The organism is Bacteroides graminisolvens DSM 19988 = JCM 15093 (genome assembly GCF_000428125.1).
Lineage (GTDB): Bacteria > Bacteroidota > Bacteroidia > Bacteroidales > Bacteroidaceae > Bacteroides > Bacteroides graminisolvens.
In genome coordinates, this window is record NZ_KE386627.1 from 522,050 (window position 1) to 536,878 (window position 14,829).

General features: G+C 44.6%; 13 protein-coding genes. 7 read left to right on the plus strand and 6 right to left on the minus strand.

Features of this window, described 5'->3' with window-relative positions:
• Window positions 1–2: 2 nt before the first annotated feature.
• A complete protein-coding gene (locus tag C511_RS0114680; RefSeq protein ID WP_193352423.1) occupies window positions 3–1,349 on the minus strand; it encodes an ATP-binding protein in 1,347 nt (448 codons plus the stop codon).
• A 208-nt stretch (window positions 1,350–1,557) separates the two neighbouring features.
• On the opposite strand from C511_RS0114680, the gene C511_RS18380 reads away from it, so the two are divergent.
• The 4 genes from C511_RS18380 to C511_RS17995 all read left to right on the plus strand — a co-directional run bounded on the left by C511_RS18380 (window position 1,558) and on the right by C511_RS17995 (window position 3,720).
• Window positions 1,558–1,839: a hypothetical protein gene (locus C511_RS18380; protein ID WP_024995746.1), complete on the plus strand. Its 282-nt coding sequence runs from the start codon at window positions 1,558–1,560 to the stop codon at window positions 1,837–1,839.
• Entirely contained in the window at window positions 1,820–2,389 is a 570-nt protein-coding gene (locus C511_RS0114690; RefSeq protein ID WP_024995747.1) for a Crp/Fnr family transcriptional regulator, read from the plus strand. Before C511_RS18380 ends, C511_RS0114690 begins: the two co-directional genes overlap by 20 nt.
• 61 nt (window positions 2,390–2,450) lie before the next feature.
• Window positions 2,451–3,266, plus strand: a complete 816-nt coding sequence (locus tag C511_RS0114695; RefSeq protein ID WP_027318341.1) for an SDR family oxidoreductase — start codon at window positions 2,451–2,453, stop codon at window positions 3,264–3,266.
• 85 nt (window positions 3,267–3,351) lie between these two features.
• Window positions 3,352–3,720, plus strand: a complete 369-nt coding sequence (locus C511_RS17995; RefSeq protein ID WP_148297682.1) for a hypothetical protein — start codon at window positions 3,352–3,354, stop codon at window positions 3,718–3,720.
• Between the two features lie 92 nt (window positions 3,721–3,812).
• Here the strand turns inward: C511_RS17995 and C511_RS0114705 are convergent, their stop codons facing one another.
• On the minus strand, window positions 3,813–5,237 hold the full coding sequence (locus tag C511_RS0114705; protein WP_024995749.1) for a fimbrillin family protein: 1,425 nt from the start codon (window positions 5,235–5,237) through the stop codon (window positions 3,813–3,815).
• A 56-nt stretch (window positions 5,238–5,293) separates the two neighbouring features.
• Window positions 5,294–6,892, minus strand: a complete 1,599-nt coding sequence (locus C511_RS17345) for a fimbrillin family protein (RefSeq protein ID WP_024995750.1) — start codon at window positions 6,890–6,892, stop codon at window positions 5,294–5,296.
• Window positions 6,893–7,125: 233 nt separating this feature from the next.
• On the opposite strand from C511_RS17345, the gene C511_RS0114715 reads away from it, so the two are divergent.
• From C511_RS0114715 to C511_RS17010, 3 genes are read left to right on the plus strand one after another with little or no spacing between them, the layout of a single operon-like run.
• The gene (locus C511_RS0114715; protein ID WP_024995751.1) at window positions 7,126–8,079 is read left to right on the plus strand and encodes an SPFH domain-containing protein; all 954 of its coding nucleotides are present in this window, start codon (window positions 7,126–7,128) and stop codon (window positions 8,077–8,079) included.
• Between the two features lie 16 nt (window positions 8,080–8,095).
• On the plus strand, window positions 8,096–8,299 hold the full coding sequence (locus C511_RS0114720; RefSeq protein ID WP_024995752.1) for an Arc family DNA-binding protein: 204 nt from the start codon (window positions 8,096–8,098) through the stop codon (window positions 8,297–8,299).
• Window positions 8,300–8,353: 54 nt separating this feature from the next.
• Window positions 8,354–9,985: a calcineurin-like phosphoesterase C-terminal domain-containing protein gene (locus C511_RS17010; RefSeq protein WP_034782583.1), complete on the plus strand. Its 1,632-nt coding sequence runs from the start codon at window positions 8,354–8,356 to the stop codon at window positions 9,983–9,985.
• 79 nt (window positions 9,986–10,064) lie between these two features.
• On the opposite strand, the gene C511_RS0114730 is transcribed toward C511_RS17010, so the two are convergent.
• From C511_RS0114730 to C511_RS0114740, 3 genes are all read right to left on the minus strand, one after another.
• Window positions 10,065–10,565 (minus strand): peptidase associated/transthyretin-like domain-containing protein, encoded by a 501-nt coding sequence (locus C511_RS0114730; protein ID WP_024995755.1) that lies wholly within the window; start codon window positions 10,563–10,565, stop codon window positions 10,065–10,067.
• Window positions 10,566–10,719: 154 nt separating this feature from the next.
• Window positions 10,720–12,906, minus strand: a complete 2,187-nt coding sequence (locus C511_RS0114735; RefSeq protein ID WP_024995756.1) for an alpha-L-rhamnosidase-related protein — start codon at window positions 12,904–12,906, stop codon at window positions 10,720–10,722.
• A gap of 22 nt (window positions 12,907–12,928) precedes the next feature.
• Entirely contained in the window at window positions 12,929–14,767 is a 1,839-nt protein-coding gene (locus C511_RS0114740; RefSeq protein ID WP_148297688.1) for a right-handed parallel beta-helix repeat-containing protein, read from the minus strand.
• Window positions 14,768–14,829: the final 62 nt, after the last annotated feature.

Below are 14,829 nucleotides of genomic sequence, written 5' to 3' on the forward strand. Positions count from 1 at the left end.
GTCTACAAAAACAAAGTCATATACACAGGGATATAATTGACTCCATTTTCTCGTTTCAAGTCCTTGGTATATATAAGGAATTTGTTTTGAATTCTATCCGAGAACTTGTCACAAAAGGCATCCAATGATGAGTGAGTTTTGTATCCGGATGATTTCACTTCAATGGGTGACACCTTGTTTGATTCAGAAATCAGGAAATCAATCTCATAATACTTTTTCCCTTCAGCTATTGGAATAGTATGATAATATAGTTGTTTGCCTGTAGCCCGAAGCATTTGAGCCACAACATTCTCATATACATAGCCTAAATTTGCTCTGAGTTTATCATTCAGCAATTTATTGTATATGATGTTTTCCGTAAAATCTTTATCTTTAAATGCAAGTGTTATAAAAAGGCCTGTATCGCCTGCGTAAATTTTATATTTCTCGTTATCTTTTGTAAGCGCCAAGCCCACATTAGGGTCTGTGGAGTGATAAGCAATGTTAGTTGTCATAGAATCTTCTAGCGCCTGCACAAGGCTGATCACCCTATCTTGTCTCTCACCCGGTATAGCAGCAGAGACTTTATATCGGGACGCATTTTTGCTAAGTTGTGCAGGTATGGCATCAAACATTGCAGTTGCCCGCCCTGAAGCATCTATTTTTCTGAAATCTTCCTCGTACAGAGAAATAATATCACGCTTAACCTGATCTACAGCACTCAAATTATTCGTTTTTATATATTCTGCAACAGCCTGTGGCATTCCACCAACAAGCATATACAAACGAAAATCACGCATCATTCTGCGGTGAACGGCATCGCCCAAAGATATTTTCTTTTCAAATGCTGTGCGAAGTAATGGTATGGTTGCGGTATCGCCTATGGCCCATTTGAACTCTTCATAATCCATAGGAAACATATCAACCTTTGTCTCCTCACTTGGAATCACTATATCTACAGTGCTTTTATATACTGAGATTAGTGAACCGGTTTCAATATAATCGTATCGGTGGTCTTTTACCAAATGTTTAATTGCCTGTCGAGCCAAAGGTGCTTTCTGAACTTCATCAAAGATAATCACAGACTGGCGTTCTATCAGCTGCACCCGATAAATAAGTTGTAGTCTCAGAAAAATATAATCAAGATCGGACACATCTTTAAAAAGGTCATGAACCTCGGCCGGCGCAATAGAAAAATCAATAAGCATGAAGGATGTATACTCGTTACGGGCAAATTCCTCTGCCAATGTAGACTTACCAATGCGTCTGGCTCCTTGTATAAGTAACGCTGTTGCACCATCACGCTCCTTTTTCCACTGAAGCATGCGTTCATACATTTTTCGTTTAAAATAGATCATATTATCCTCCATTACTTTTGTTTCGTAGCGCAATATTAAGCATTTCCTTTGGTCCCACCAAATTTAAATAGCACCTTTTGTCAATTTCCACCAATTTCAAATAGCCTATTCTGTCAATTTCCACCAAATGTTTGAGATAAATTCGGTTCACTTCGTGTTTATGAGGTATTTTTTATACCTTTGAAGGGTAATACCACAAAACATTAAACAAGTCAGGAATATGAATAACAAATTAAACATTCTGTGGACAACAGATAACAGAGACACGGTATTCAACATGTTGTCAATGTACGCCATTAACTCCGTGAACAAAAGTTGGTGGGAACACATCAATATAATTCTGTGGGGAGCCTCCGTGAAGCTGGTAGCCAACGACACGCAAGTACAAACAGAGAATCACTCACCCAATACATCAAAGACGGTGAGCATGTGTTGTATCTGTAAATTCATTTGCGATTTATTGCAATCAAACACGTATTACCATGCACTCAAAGCTTATTGATACAATAGCGGACTTCATTCCTTTGGATTCATCTGACATTGATTTAGTTCAATCTTTATTTAAATGCCAAAAAGTGAGCAAAGGTGTGTCGTTAATTGAAACCGGACAACACAGCTACAGAGCCTTTTTTATCAATGAAGGCTACCTGAAATACTCCAAAATAATAGAATCGGGCGAAGAACTAATTATTCATTTATATACTCCTCTTCATTTTGCAACGTCTTTAAATAGCTTTTTCCTGGGACAGAAATCGGAAGAAGACTTGCACACCATAACCGATTGTGATTTGCTGTGTATTACTCACTCTGATTTGGAATATTTATATTCAACTAGTCCCAAATGGCAAAGCTTTGGCAGGAAACTCATGGAAAGTTTCCTGATTGAAAAGGAAGAACGTATCATCGATCAATTGTCTTTAACCGCACAAATGAGATATAGTAAACTTCTGAAGTGCTATCCGGAAATCATTCAGAATGTACCCGTAAAATATATTGCTTCTTACATTGGCATACAGCCTGAATCGCTAAGCCGCATAAGAAAAAAGAATTAACTAACATTTGTTAGGGGCTAGTGGGTTTCATCTTACCTATATTTGCCGAAAAATAAAAAAGATGAAAACAGTATTAATTACAGGCGCATCAAGCGGTATAGGAAAAGAAACGGCTATTTTATTTGCCAACAATGGTTGGAATGTAGCTGCTACAATGAGGAATGCGGGAAACATAAATATGTTTGCCCAGAATAAGAATATAAAAACATATATTCTAAACGTAAAAGATAAAGCAGCTATAGCTGCTTGCATTGCTGAAGTTATAAATGATTTTTCGAGAATTGATGTTCTCGTTAATAATGCCGGAATATATACCACCAATCCGCTTGAGGTAACCACAGATGAAGAGCTGGAGGATATTATTGATACAAATATCAAAGGAGTTGTATATACCAGCAAGTTTATTTTAAAGCATTTCAGGCAAAATAAAGGAGGTACAATTGTCAATGTGTCTTCTATAGCGGGACGTGTTACCTTTCCCTATCAATCAATCTATCATACATCAAAATGGGCAATAGAAGGGTTTAGCGAGAGCTTGTATTATGAACTAAAATCTTTCAATGTAAAAGTGAAAATTGTAGAGCCGGGAATGGTTAAAACAAATATCTACAATGCTGTAATGACATTGCCCGATAAGGAATATCCTCGCGAATACAATACTAAATTTCCAAAGTGGCATAGTTATTTAATGAAAAGTTACAGAAACGGATATTCTCCTAAACTGGATGCTGAAACGATTTATAAAGCTGCCAACAGCCATAGCACAAGATTGAGATATACCTCGGACTTTAGCACGAAATTAGTATTTTTTATTCGTTCATTTCTACCACTTTTCATCTATCAAAACCTGATTGATAAATTAACAATGAGTAAGTAACCGAAATATAGAGATATTATTATATCTTTGAAAAGCTATTTCAATTCTGATGAAACAATACATTATTAACTAAACAACAAAAAAGATGAGAAAATTATTACTAGTGCTAACTATGCTATGCTTGCCTATTCTGGTGTTTTCGCAAGCTAAAAAGTACGTCTACGCCCGGGCGGAGTATAACTCAAAAAGGTATTGCATCATACATTGCAACTATGATGACGGAAAAGGAACACCTATCATGAACGAAAAAGGTGATATTCTAAAATTCCGCACGGACATTGAGTTCATTAACTACCTCGCAAATGAGGGATGGGAGTTTGTGCTGCTCGACTCTACGGGTTATTACTATTACTTCAAGAAACCTCAGAGTGAGTTCACTGAAGAAGAGTTGTCGGACATCATTAGAACGAGAAATACGAATAAGGAGAAGCGAACGAATAACCTCCGCGATTAATACAAAAGTATGAGGTACTTATCATAACGAAACTAGGGGAATCGGCCATTGCCAATTCCCCTAGTTTCGTTATGATAAGCTGTGCGCTTATGTTATTTGGTTCCTACCAGCTTTACGTTATCAACGCGATAACCTGCTGTATTGGTTTCTGCCGTAGAAATAAACTCGATAGAAGTTATATTCTCAGGCACATTGCTTAGTTCAACTGTTTGATAGACATTTGCTGTTGGTATTGCTACGCTGGGAACAGTCATAACCGTGCTTCCACATTTTACCTGAATTACATTTTGATCAACCGATTTAACATTAGCAGTTATGCTATAAGAAAGCTTCAGGTTGGTGTAACCGGTAGTGTTGAAACCGGATATTTGTAAACCCGAGTTTTTGGTAGCTGCAAACCACACGTGATTATCCATTGTTGAGGTAGAACGAACACTGGCATTGCTATATGCAGCCGACAAATAATTATCAGTGAACGTGAAAGTTTGATTATCCCAACCGGTAAACTGGTTAACACCGGGCCAGTAGCCATCTACCTTCTCAACCGTAGCACCGAAGGTTTCGGTAAAGATAGTTGTTTCAGTACCTTCTGAAGGATCTGTGGGAGTTGTTGTTTCTCCTAAATCAATGTTGATATCGCTACCGGGAACGGTTACCCAGTTGGTAATGGTGGCCTGACCAACAACTACTACAGGTTTGCCATCTTTGTCTGAGATATTCACAGGGTAACTATAGCTGCTACCGGCATTGAGTGAAGTAACTGACAAACTCCTTTTAAAGGTTTGTGTACCAATGGTAAATTCAATAACTACATCGTCAGCCAATTTGCTGCTAGGCAATACAATGGCTTCTGCCTGATACTGATCATTGCCCTTATCTGTTAGCTTGTAGGCTATAGAAGCCACGTTGCCGGCTGTTGTAGTCAGGGTACCTGTTGCCAAATCAAATGCTGCTTTGGTTTCGGTTCCTACTAACTTTACTGCAAAATTAGTCAACGTAACATTAGAGGCTTTGGTGATATTCAAAACGATACGTGCTAACTGATGGGTAAAGTTCAAATCAACTTTGCCGGATGCATTGTTAAAACCGGTAGTTGTAGTTGCGTATAATAAATCAATGGCTTCCTGAGAAGTTTGGTTCGTTACATCAACAGCTATCTGGTTGTTGCTGATGGTTGCTGTGTAAGGATAGTATGCCATGAAGTTCACCTTACTACCGTCTGACGGGAAGTAGATGGCCTGATCTTCAGCATCGTAAGTCAGTTCGCCGGTTGCAGATGCCGTATACTTTTTATTTGAAGCCAATGCTGTAGCCAGTGTGCCTCCTTCGGGGATCATGTAAACACCTACTTTGTCTCCGGTAGTCCATGCGTCATTAGCAGCACGGGTATTCGATGAAATAGTTGTGCTGAACGATACCGCTTGTTTGGTATCTGGTAAGTCTTTGTCGTCACTGGAGCAACCTGACAAGATTGTAGCAACTAAAGCAGAGAAATAAACTAAAGTTCTAAATTTCATTTTACTAAGTTTTTAATGTTAAACGTCTGTTTTGTACTATTATAGTTTTTATAAGATTAATTCCATTTGGATGTATCCAGTGTTGCTTTAACAGAGGAATCAATGGTAGGGAAGAAAGTATATCCCGTAACTGTTTCCAGGTCTTGAACCGAAATAGCTTCTTCCATATAGTTATTGCCCGAGTACACTTTATTGTCAAATTTGAAAGCGATGGTGGTAAAGCTTCCGTTTATTCTTCGGGCAAGTGCCTTGAAATAATAAGCGGGCACGGTCATTCCTTTCATCTGCGTTACAGTACCGGTTGGAGGTATGGCACCCGTTACCACGTATAGCGTGTCTGTTCCACTCATCCATGAACGCACTTTCGTTTCCAGCGAAGCCCAGATGGTTTGGTTAAGCCCCACTCCTATCTGAGGGGTCATGTTGCTGTAGTAGAAAGTAGTGCGGTTGGTCGCAACATCGCACGTACGGTCGGCACTAGGTATTTGGTGTCCGCGGTCATAGCCGTTTCCGCCAAAGCCACTGGATAGATTGGCTTGATAGGTTTCTGCAATATTGGGGTCGTAAGCCCAGGCATCTGTACGCCCTGAACTGCCGGTACAAGCCGGGAAAAGCGGATAGGCCACCCAATAGGCTATTTTATTGCTTTTGCTGTACAGCATGCTGTAGTTACGCATCTCTTTTCCTGATACGGGATCGACCATTGAGTTGGGCATGTCGTGGTTGACGTATAGCAAATCGGGGTCATTGATCATGCTTTCGGTAATCAGCGGGGTTTCGGTCCAGCGTTTGTAGGATGCCTGCGGATCTATGCTGGTGTCACCACCGGTGATATTGAGGTTATACGAATATTCTGTTCCTCTGTCAAGAGAGGTCAGCGAAAGATCATAGTGTTTCTTCGTGCCGTTCAGTTCCACAGTCAGGGTAATCTTGCTAATGGAGCTTTCGGGTATCAAGATGGCTTGCGCAATGCCGGTAGTGCTTGTTACGGCTGCTACGCTGGTGTGCATCACAATGGTGTCTGTAGCTGTCTGATCGGGCGTTAGCGTGGCATCGGCCAGGGAGAAAGCTGCTTTGGTCTTTAAACCGGATAGTTTGAGTTTCAAACCGGTAAGTTTGCTGTTGTCCGTACCCTTAACATTCAGGATTAAACGTGAAAGTTGGTGGGTAAATGCTAAGTTTACCGCATTGGAACGGCTAGTGATTCCGGTCAGGTTATTGGAGTATAGCAAGTCAATTGCCTCCAGGTCGGTCTGATCGGTTACGTTGACCGGATAAACGTATGGGTCACTTAAAGTTCGTTGCGGATAGTAGGCAATGAAGTCGACCTGACTTTGGTCTTCCGGATAATACAAATCGGTTCCTGCCGTGACGAAATTTCCGTCACCATTCTTAGTAGTATAAAGAAGGTTGGCAGCTGAATTGACAATTGAACCGGCGGAAAGAGATTCTCCGCTTTTTTTCATGTATACGCCGATGGAATCATTAACCGTCCACGAAGCTCCATTGGCGCGAGTGAGGGCAACGCCTTTGACGGTAGAGGTGAAGTGAATTGCTGTTGCCTGGCCTGAGTTATCAATCGGCTGATTATCTTCTTGATTACAAGCAAACAGGAAGAGCAAAAATACACTACTCCAAAGTTTAAATTTTATCATTCTGTATTGTTTAGGTGAAATAACGAAATGCAAAAATATAAAATATATATTTCATTTACGTTACTTAACTGTTAATACAATAAGTCGCCAAACGTTTATCTTCAGGCTAAACAAATCACTTCTCCGTTAATTATACTTAAATCAAAGTCCTAACCTATTGATAATCTGAATTATTCTTCGTTATATTGTGATATCAAAATAATATCATTACGAATAACTAAAATCAATTTCTTATGAATACAAAAGAATTTCAGTATCAAGGCATGTTAGTGAACGGATTCCTCATGCTGTTTCTCAATTTGTTGGTCATTCCGGCGCTCGTAGTATCAAGTTTCCTGGTATTTGGTTCAGAGAGCGCTGTAACCATTGCGGCAACTGTTTTACTCTCCATACTCTTTATTCTGATTACTCCGGGTTACTTCTCGCAGGAGCCTAATGAGGCGCGCGTGATGGTTTTCTTCGGTAAGTACGAAGGTACGTTTACTTCTACCGGGTTCTTCTGGGTGAATCCGTTTATGAACAAGAAGAAGCTATCGTTCCGCGCACGCAACCTCGACGTGGCGCCCATCAAGGTGAATGACAAGATTGGCAACCCCATTTTGATTGGTTTGGTGCTGGTGTGGAAGTTGAGGGATTCTTACAAGGCGATGTTTGAGATTGATTCGCAAACGATGGCCGATAATTCTGCCAAACCCAATCAGGTAAGTGCTACCGTAGCCGGACGAATGAATGCGTTCGAAGAGTTTGTAAGAATACAGAGTGATGCGGCACTGCGTCAGGTAGCGGGACTGTATGCATACGACGACAGTGAAACGGATGCGGCCGAGCTGACGCTTCGCGGCGGTGGCGATGAAATCAATGAGGAGCTGGTGTTGAAACTCAACGAGCGTTTGTCAATGGCGGGCATCGAGGTACTCGAAGCGCGTATCAATTACCTGGCTTATGCGCCCGAAATTGCTGCTGTGATGTTGCGTCGCCAACAGGCTTCGGCTATCATATCGGCTCGGGAAAAGATTGTGGAAGGGGCTGTATCCATGGTCAAAATGGCACTCGATAAGTTATCTGCCGATCAGGTTGTGGAGCTCGATGAAGAGAAGAAGGCGGCCATGGTAAGCAATCTGCTGGTGGTGCTTTGTGCCGATGAAGCGGCTCAGCCTGTTGTGAATACCGGTACGCTGAATCATTAAAAGATAAGGAGGGAAAGTGGCAAAGAAGGAGTCTTCAATCAAAAGTTTTGTGCTGAGGGTGGATACGGAAACCATGAACGCGCTCGAAAAATGGGCTGCCGATGAGTTCAGAAGCACAAACGGGCAACTGCAATGGATCATTGCAGAGGCTCTGAAGAAAAGCGGCCGCTTGAAGTCGGAGAGGAAGAAGAGTTGTAACCCCAAAGAAAACACTTTGTAACATGGCTTGTCTACTTTTGCGGAACCTATTGGTAAAGTAACTAACAAGCATAATATGAAAGTAATTAAAACTCTTTTGATTGGCGTGTGGTTGATGGGCTCTTTGGCTCTGCATGCGCAAAAAGCAAACATTTTCGGAACGGTTACGGCAGACGGTAAGCCGCTGGCAGGTGTGCCTGTTTCTGATGGATATGAGGTGACTACAACCGGTGTCGACGGGCGTTATGAGCTGAACTCACACAAGCGTCACGGGTATGTGTTTATAAGTATTCCGGGTGGTTACGAGGTTCCTACTGAGGGTGTGGTGCCTAAATTCTGGACGAGCCTCAACAAGCCTGTAACGCAGGCGGAGCAGCATGATTTTAAGTTGAGCCGGGTAAATAATGTCAATCATGTGGTGCTGGCCATCACGGATTTGCATCTGGCCGGAGTATATAACGACAAGGAACAGCTGTGCATGAGTTTCATGCCGAGCATCAACAACACGGTGAAGCAGTTGGCCGGACAGAAGGTGTACACGCTCAGTCTGGGTGATTTGAGCTTTGAGCGTTACTGGTATCTCAAGGGGTATGACATTGCCGATTACCGCAAAACAATGGAGGTGGTAAGGTATCCTACTCCGATGTTTAGTGTGATAGGTAATCACGATCACGACGGGGGAACGGCTTTTTCGGACTCAACAGATTTTATGTCGGCTGCGAAGTACAAAAAGGCGCTGGGACCTACGTATTATTCGTTTAATCTGGGTAAGGTACACTATGTGGTGCTCGATAACATCATCTATCTCAACGAGTCCAACGGGAAGGTGGTCGACGGATTGGTAGGAAAGCGCAATTACATCACCCGGGTGTCTGAGGAGCAGCGCGACTGGCTGAAGAAAGACTTGGCTTTGGTGAAGGATAAGAATACGCCTGTTGTAGTGGCTATGCATGCGGCTACGTATCGGTACGAGGGTATATCTCCCGAAGTGGTGAGCTGGCTAAGCAAACCGGAGTACAGTGAGGAGATTACAGATTGTTTCCGTGATTTCAAGGAGGTGCATTATTTAAGCGGGCACACGCACAGAAACAATACGGTGAGGTATAAGAATGTGGTGGAACATAACATTGGTGCTGTGTGCGGCTCGTGGTGGCGTACCGGTAGCAATTTATTGCAGGCGTTGGGTCCCGATGGCGGACCGGCAGGTTATGCGGTATTCAACGTACAGGGTAGCAACCTTAGCTGGTATTACAACAGCATTGAAGATGGTGCGCAAAAGCAGTTCCGGGTGTTCGACATGAACGAGGTGCGTCGTTATTACAGGGATTCCAAGGAGGTGGCAACGTTTTTAAGTCATTACCCGCAGCGGGTTGATTTTCGCCAACTGCCGGATAACTTGGTGTACATTCATGTTTGGGGATGGGAACCGAAATGGAAGGTGGAGGTGACTGAAAACGGACAACCGCTTACCGTTACCCGTGAGCTGACCGAGGATCCGCTTTACACCATCACGAACGATATTCCGGCTACAGTGTGGATCAACAAATTCCCCGCCAGCATGATGGAGGAGTATCTCAAGAATCATATTTTTGTGGTGAAGGCTTCTAAGCCTGATTCTAACATTTCTGTCACCGTTACAGATGCTTTCGGTAAGGTGTATAGGGAAACCGTAGCTCGTCCTAAGGCATTTAGCACAGCTATGAAATAGATTATATAAAATAGTCCGGCCCCACCAGTGAACGCTTGGTTCATCGGGTGAGGCCGGATATACTTTGCAGTGATTTTCGTTAGTTAATCGCTACTAATTTTTCTTTCCATTCGGCAGGAATGTCATTAATGTCTAAAATGCGCAATTCATTTGCTTTAGCAGAAACACCTCCATTTTCCTTTTCTAAAGTTTCGTCCAAAAACTCAGTGTCAATCTTATACATGGCACCGGTAGCAGGGTCGACAATTAACAAACCAATCAGACCGCCAAATAAAATGTTACCAAAGTACCAACCGTCTAGCTTAAAGTTAACCGGTACAGTTCTAGATACATAGCCGTCTTTCTCAAATGTAACCTGATAGCGGGCTTTTGAGAAGAAACCGGCACCGGCATCTAATTTTAACATGGCTGGAGTAAGCCCCGAGAAGACAGTAACTCCCTTTTTGTCTGTGATCGTAATTTTAGCGTCGGACGGACGACTGTTAATGGTAATAGGATACTTACTTTTTGAAACGATAGAAGCACAACTGGAACCCAAAATAATGATTCCAGATAGTAATAATGCACAGGTTTTTCTCATTGTGTGTTTTTTTAGTTCCTACTCATAGGCTTTTCGGATACGCCCCGTTTAATTAAGAAATAGTAGTTTCTGGACTCTACTTGTATATTCTTCATAATAACGGGGCTAAAGTAAATATAATTTTTATATCATTAACTATATCCGAGCAGAAAAATTAATACTTCACCACAATTTCTTTACCTGACTGAACTAACAGACGGTAGTTGCCTTTCGAAACCTCTTCTACTTTACCGACACTGGCTTTGGGCTTGCGCTTGCTACTGAAGTACAGGTAGCCACTACCTTGGGGGGCTGACACTTTAATGGTGCGGGCATCCATGTAAACGTGAATGTTACCACCGGGTGTAGGAACATCGCCTTCCATCCACTTCAATCCGCCCAGCACGGGGGTGATGGAAAACTCTTTGTAGCCTTCACGAACGGGACGAACACCCAGGTAGTATTTACCCAGCAGGTAAATGGGACTGGCTCCCCACGCGTGGCAAAGGCTTTTGCCGTAGGGACGTCCGTACATAGCCAGGTGTTGAGCACCTTTGTCATCGGGATTGTATTTCTCCCAGAAAGAGGTGGCTCCTTCGCGCAGCATACCGCCCCAATAGGCTTTCATCTCCTTCATTACGGCATCTTGTTCACCCAGAGCACAAAGGGCTTCCAGTTCATAAAAACGCATGTAGGGAGTGGTAATCTTCATCACACTGTCATTCAACAGCACGGAGTGCTTAATGGCTTGCTGCTTATCGGCGCTGAGGTAGTTGAAGAACACGGCAAACATGTTGGCGTAACGGGTAACGGCTTCGCTCTGTGCTCCGTTCACACGGTTGTGCACCAGCGCTTTCTTGGCTTCATTCCAGAAAGCGGGTTCTAACTTGGCACGCAAGGCGGTTGCCAGTCCGTTGTATTTATGCTCTCCCTCGCCATCGTTCACCAAACGGGCACAAAGCGACATGGTTTCGAGGCTTTTGCAGAACAATACCTGTTCAAAAGAAAGCTCGCCTTTCTTATCCATGTAACCGTCTGCCCAGTCAACAAACACCCAATCGCCTGTCATGCCTTCAACCATGCCCGAGGCATTGGTACGGCCTAACACGTAATCCATCAGGGTTTGCATGCGGGGGTACACTTGGGTCAGGAAGTGCTTGTCGCCTGTGTACATGTAGTAGTCGTATATACTCAGGAACCAGAAGAAGGTGTAGTCCATAATGGTATTGGTGTGACTGGTCACGGGGTCTTTGCCGCGCAACAACCAAATGGTGCGTTTCACCGCCTCATTGTCGAAGAAGAGGTAGTAATTCATCAGGTAGCTTTGTATGGCATCGCCACTCCAAACCCATCTGTCGCGCTTGATGCCGTCAATGAAGAACTCGCGGGTGGTGAGGTGCATGGTGTATGCGCCTACATCCCAGATGCGGTTTATTTCTTCGTCGTTGCAACGGAAGCTGCCCCGGTATTCTTCGGGCATGTACTCATATTGCATGTCTACCGTACGGTAGTTAGCCCCTTCGCTACGGGTGATGTACACGTAACGGAAGGCTTTGCTGCCCTCTACGGTATAGCTGCTTTGTGCTGCACGACTGTGTGACGTGGCAAGGTCGGTCACCACGCCGTTGTGTACGCGCAGGCGATCGAGTGTTTCGCAATAGGCGGTATCTTGTGCTTCTTCGGGACTCTCCCCGTAGTAGATGTTCACTGTGCCGCTTCCCTGAAGGGCGTGAAGCGTGATGTAACCGAAAGTTTCTTTACCGAAATCGATCAGCTCACCTCCCTGAATGTGTTTGCGTGTGGCGGCTGGTTTTGTTTCAACGGGAAGGCGGTAGGCGGATGGCAATTCCGTGGGGTCATTGAAGTTCCAGCAGCCTGCATCGAGGTAAACGGTAGCCGATGTATCGCTGGCTTTTCCACTCTCATCAATCCATTCTTTGTCTTCGAAGGTTACTTTCCATGTAGCATCACTGTTCACCGTAGTGCCCTTTACAAACAGGGTCGGTGGTGTGCTTTGGTTGTGCACTTTGATGTTGAGGTTGTGCTTTCCGGCAGGGAGCAATAGTTTAGCGGGTGAGCCAAACTGTAACTTTCCGTCGAGCTTCACGTTATAGCGTCCCTCGGCAGCTATTTCTATCTCTTCGGGTTGAGCCAGGTCGAGTTTTTTACTGAACTCAACCAACACATAATGGCTATCCATCTTCCAGAACGGCGGGAAGAAAGCTCCTCGTTCTGTGCGACGGTTGTTCATGTTGTTGCCGAGCCACAGCTCGTAATCACCGGGATACCAGATCCATGTTTGTGCCAGCAGCGGAGTGGAACAAACCAGTAGAAGCAACAAGCTTATCAGATGTCTTTTCATTCTATTATCGGGGTTTAAAAGTTTATTTCTTTAAGTATTGGTAAGCGGGCAACAAGCCGGCACGGTTCTTAATGCTGTCGTTTACCTGCGGGCCGTTATTGATCCATTCGTTACCCGGACCGTTGGCGTTTTTGAGGTACTTATCACCTTCCGTCCAGTTGTCCTTCACGGTGATGAAAGAGGAACCTTCATCGGTGTAGAGGTAAAACCAGTGGTTGGGATCGTGCACATAACCGGGTTTGTAGATGCTGTGCACGCAGTTTTCCGTTACGTACGATTTGGGTTGCGAACCTAGCGTATAGATGCCTGCCACATCATACATGTGTTTGGCGTAATGGTGAATGAGGTTGGCATGCACGCGGTTATTGCGCATGCAGTTCACGGTTTGGGTCCATCCCCACCCCAGACTGATGCCGCTATAGGGAACTTCGCTTATTTCGTTGTGCTCTATGTTGATGTCGCGCACGTAACCGGCACAGATAGCCAGACAGCCCCAGTCTTCATTGGCTACTTCAGTGAAAAAGTTGTTGCTGATGGTTTGGTAGCTGCACAGCTCGCGTGCATCGGCAGGGTCGTAAGGCAGGTGGGTTTCGTGCGATGCCGGTGAAAAACTGCCAGCCAACAGGCCATTACCTGCAATGTCACGAAACAAACACCCTTCTACTTTGCCGCCTTTCACACCGTACACATAGTCTACTCCCGTGGAGCCAAGGTGTTCGAAGCTACAGTTCAGAAAGCTGATTTCTTGTGCTCCATTCACTTGCACAGCAGCAGCTGGACGACCCAGCCACCCTTGGTTATCGAGCAGGTGGTTCTGGTAATTGCGAACCATTTTGGGAGTTATCTGATAGCCGTCGGTGAGGTACATACCTGCTTGCAAGGGTACGTGTCCCTTTTCTGACGGACGCGTCCAAGTGGTGTACTGAAACGATACGTTTCTGAACGTAACGTGCTGCACGGGTCTGTCGAGCGTACCTTCTACCTGCACCAACGTTTCCACTGCGGGCACCACGGCTGTTGCCTTCGCTATGTCTTCTCCCTGACGGGGATAGTAATAAAGTTTGTGCGAACGAATGTCGTGATACCACTCTCCGGGACTGTCGAGCAGTTCAATGGCATTGGTTAGGTAGAAAGCCGAATTATGACCGTCTGTTGTTACCATGGGGCGTGGCCACGGGTGTTCAAACTGTATGCGACTTTCGGGGTTGTGAAAGCGCACAGCGGCAGAGTCACCATGAATTTCAATCGATTTGATGCGCAGGTTGGCCACACACCACATCTGGTGCAGTACCATCTCGGCAAAAGGGGCTTTGCGAATGCTTGCCACTGCCTGGGAGGGTACCCAGAGTATTTCGTTGATGGGGTCGTTGTTGATGATGCGGTGCATCTTCTCAAAATTGGCTACATCACGGGCGCGAACAGCCTTTTGTCCGTTTACCCATAATTGGCGAAACGTAAGAGGTGTTCCGTTAAACATAGGTGCATCGGCTACCCAAAGCTTGCCTTTGCTCTTTTTCCAACCACTCACCGATACGCCTCCGCTCAATATAGCCTGAGAGGTTTGCACGGCAGCATTCGTTGCTGCAACGGAAGTACCTGTCGTAGTAATGACGGTGGGTGAATCGGGTTTGCCGCTGTCTTCGGGACGGATAAATACCGGCTCGTAAAGGGCATGTTCACCCGGTGCAAGGTAGATGGTGATGCCACCTTTCACGGCATCGGGCTGTGTACGTCTCAGCTCACGTGCCTGACGAAGGGCTGCCGTAAGCGTTTTCTTAGGGGCTGTCTGCGTACCTGCTGCACGGTCACTGCCCGCAGGAGATACCCAGATATCAAAAGCGCATACTCTTGCTGAGATCATCAGCAAGAGTATGACACAAAGAGATGGTATGTTTCGGTTCATATTGTATGGTTACATTGACA

Excerpts from the sequence above, each read along its gene's own strand:
- C511_RS0114680 (WP_193352423.1), bottom strand. The coding sequence starts at position 1,349 with ATGGAGGATAATATGATCTATTTTAAACGAAAAATGTATGAACGCATG.
- C511_RS18380 (WP_024995746.1), top strand. The coding sequence starts at position 1,558 with ATGAATAACAAATTAAACATTCTGTGGACAACAGATAACAGAGACACG.
- C511_RS0114690 (WP_024995747.1), top strand. The coding sequence starts at position 1,820 with ATGCACTCAAAGCTTATTGATACAATAGCGGACTTCATTCCTTTGGAT.
- C511_RS0114695 (WP_027318341.1), top strand. The coding sequence starts at position 2,451 with ATGAAAACAGTATTAATTACAGGCGCATCAAGCGGTATAGGAAAAGAA.
- C511_RS17995 (WP_148297682.1), top strand. The coding sequence starts at position 3,352 with ATGAGAAAATTATTACTAGTGCTAACTATGCTATGCTTGCCTATTCTG.
- C511_RS0114705 (WP_024995749.1), bottom strand. The coding sequence starts at position 5,237 with ATGAAATTTAGAACTTTAGTTTATTTCTCTGCTTTAGTTGCTACAATC.
- C511_RS17345 (WP_024995750.1), bottom strand. The coding sequence starts at position 6,892 with ATGATAAAATTTAAACTTTGGAGTAGTGTATTTTTGCTCTTCCTGTTT.
- C511_RS0114715 (WP_024995751.1), top strand. The coding sequence starts at position 7,126 with ATGAATACAAAAGAATTTCAGTATCAAGGCATGTTAGTGAACGGATTC.
- C511_RS17010 (WP_034782583.1), top strand. The coding sequence starts at position 8,354 with ATGAAAGTAATTAAAACTCTTTTGATTGGCGTGTGGTTGATGGGCTCT.
- C511_RS0114730 (WP_024995755.1), bottom strand. The coding sequence starts at position 10,565 with ATGAGAAAAACCTGTGCATTATTACTATCTGGAATCATTATTTTGGGT.
- C511_RS0114735 (WP_024995756.1), bottom strand. The coding sequence starts at position 12,906 with ATGAAAAGACATCTGATAAGCTTGTTGCTTCTACTGGTTTGTTCCACT.
- C511_RS0114740 (WP_148297688.1), bottom strand. The coding sequence starts at position 14,767 with ATGATCTCAGCAAGAGTATGCGCTTTTGATATCTGGGTATCTCCTGCG.